1 protein-coding gene is annotated in these 2,559 nt (G+C 41.8%); it reads right to left on the bottom strand.

The genetic code is table 11. From position 1 onward, the window contains the following. Positions 1-67: 67 nt before the first annotated feature. Positions 68-2,554: a chondroitinase family polysaccharide lyase gene (locus ACMJ0U_RS06245; protein ID WP_417128921.1), complete on the bottom strand. Its 2,487-nt coding sequence runs from the start codon at positions 2,552-2,554 to the stop codon at positions 68-70. Positions 2,555-2,559: the final 5 nt, after the last annotated feature.

Here is a 2,559-nt window from a genome sequence, read left to right as displayed (position 1 = left end):
TTAAATTTGGTCTCAAAGTTAGCCTTATTACTTGATTTTTATAGGGTAAAATTGTTCAAAAAGCGTCTTATTCTGTTTGTGAAGCAGGTTTTAGGGTGATTTCTTGTGGTTGTCCATGTTGGCAGGTAGCTTGAATTAATGTGTTACCCTCTTTATCTGTTTGAAGTCTGACTTGCGGATTTCCAGTGGAACTCCATTTCCCTTTTATCGTAATTTGCTTTACGATGGGCCGGCTTGGCTGAGAGGTCGTGTAAGTTTTTTCCTCAATATTCAGGTTGGGAGAACAAATGCTGAGCTGGATATCTGATTCATTTTTCTTATACATAACAAGAGTTTCTGCATCCGCTTGTTGTATCAGGTCTGCCTGTGCATTTTGGTATGCCTCAAAAAAGCTACAGGCTGTAACCTGTGTCGGTTTGTCAAATACGATGTGGGCCTGACAATCCTGTTGCTTGATGATATAGCTTTGTCTGGCTTCCTTTCTTTCTTTTTCTGTAGGGCAGAGCAGAATTAAATATTCGTATTCTGCATTTTGAGGAGTCTTTCCGTGGTCTATCCAAGCTGTAAGGAACTTCCCTTCAGTTACTTTCTGGCTTTTATTATGAAATGAATGTTGCAAGCCTTCTGTCTGGCGAGGCTTTCCTTTTTGTATGTAGAAATAATTACCGAAAGGATCTCTTAGCGTACAAGAATCTTCCAAAGTTTTAGATTGGTATTCAGCGGGTAAGGCGCATTGGAATAAGGTCGTTTCTGTAGGATAGTTTATATTACTGTTCGATATGCCACTTCCCAGACAGATGATTCGGTTATTAAAGCAGGTTACAGATTTACGTGCTACAAAATCAGGAGTAAAGTTTTTTAATTCACGTTCCATAAGTTTCATAGCAAACATCCCATATTTCCCTTCCAGAGATGTGCTTCCTGAGAAATTTTCTTTAGAACGAGCCATGTTAGTGCCTTTGAGAGGACTATCTAACAAGTCAAATGGAAGATGGATGGTGGTTGTACCAGGCATGCGGTTCCAGTCCCAGCCTTCTTCTTTGAAGCCACTTCCTTTTCTAGATACAGGGTGTCCATTTCCCATAATCAATACAGCTCCATAACTTTGATAACGTCCGTAGCGGTTGTCTTTCTGGTAGATTTCGGCCCCCCATACATCAGTGTTGTATCCTTTCAGGGTAATCATGTATTGTTGGTAACGATATATTCCGGCAGAACCATAATTAAAAACAAAGAAACCTTCCGGATTCGAAGCAGGTTGACATCCTTTTAAACGAAAGAACTCTCCTGATGGGGTAGAAGCTGTTTGTAGGCGAAGATAATCTGATGCCAGTTGTGGGTCAAATTCTTTTCCTTTAGGCTTTTCTGCCAATGCAAGCTTGGCAAATGCTTCAATGTCTGATTTCTCCATTCTTCCGCTGAACGGATGGCGTCCACCCAGTGCGGGACTCCACTCTTGTAAGTTGCAATAGTTGCGCATGCCTTCTAATGCTGTACGGAATACTTTTCGTCCTGTTGGGCTGATTTGATAAGGGGTGTCAAGAGTAAGGCCAATGTAACTGCCTACAGCTCCAAGCGCCCCGGTTGTATATCCCGGATAGAATCCTCCATGATGGAATGCGGTTCCGTCAACTTTTATTCCTCCTAATGTTCCTGGGGTGAAACATAACGAGGTAGAAAGCCATTCCGATAGCTGCTTCATCTGCCACATTTGTTCTGTTTCTTTCTCAGGAAGAAGAGCTGCTACTACTTTGGGTATGAGTAAAGTGTGCCAGGTATCCAGCAATTCATCTCTTCCTTCCTGATAAGGCTTTCTTGTTTCCTGAATTCCTGACCAATAAGTAAGCATGTCCAGAATTTCCTTTTTGTCGGGTTGCTGGTAGATTTCATTTCGCATCAGCCAGGCTGAGATGTAGATCTGTCGGGTTTGATAACCATAATGATGGTTGGTGCCCATTCCACTACCATAGGCAAATCCTTGGTTAATTGCATAACGTAATGTGCTGAAATAAAGATTCTTTACTTGATTATTACCGCTCCTCAGATAATCGGCAGCAAATCCGCTCAGCATGTTTTCGATGTATTGCCATGTAATGTCTTGCGATGTTTTCTCATCAGGAGCTACAAGTGGTTTTCCGGTATAGCCGTTTCCAGACTTTTGTATATGGCATGCTTCATAAAGGGAAGCTGCTTTCTGGATGAATTTCTTAGACAGATTTTGTTGGCAGTAGTCGGTTAATCTTTGAGCTATTTTCTGCAAATCTTTTTTATCTGAGGTTGTGAGCGAAAGATTATTTGTGGCAGGGTGCTTATATTGTTCCCATTCCCAAAGTCTACACCAGTGCCACAAATCTCTGGAAGTTAGCGAGTTGTTTTCTGGCATTTGCATGTCGGGGGTAGTGCGGGCATTCATCTTTTTTACGGGAAATGTGAGTCTGTCCAAAAAAATTCGTCCTCTTTGTGCCGGTGCTGTGATTCGGCAGCTAGTTAGATTTTTATTTGCTTTTTTCCCTTTCATGTGTTCAAATCCAATCCAACAAGCTCTCCAGCCAATAGCTG

The organism is Phocaeicola sp. (assembly GCF_048170425.1).
Classification (GTDB): domain Bacteria; phylum Bacteroidota; class Bacteroidia; order Bacteroidales; family Bacteroidaceae; genus Phocaeicola.
The sequence above is the reverse complement of the archived record's forward strand: the minus strand, read 5'-3'. Positions and strand labels throughout refer to the sequence as shown.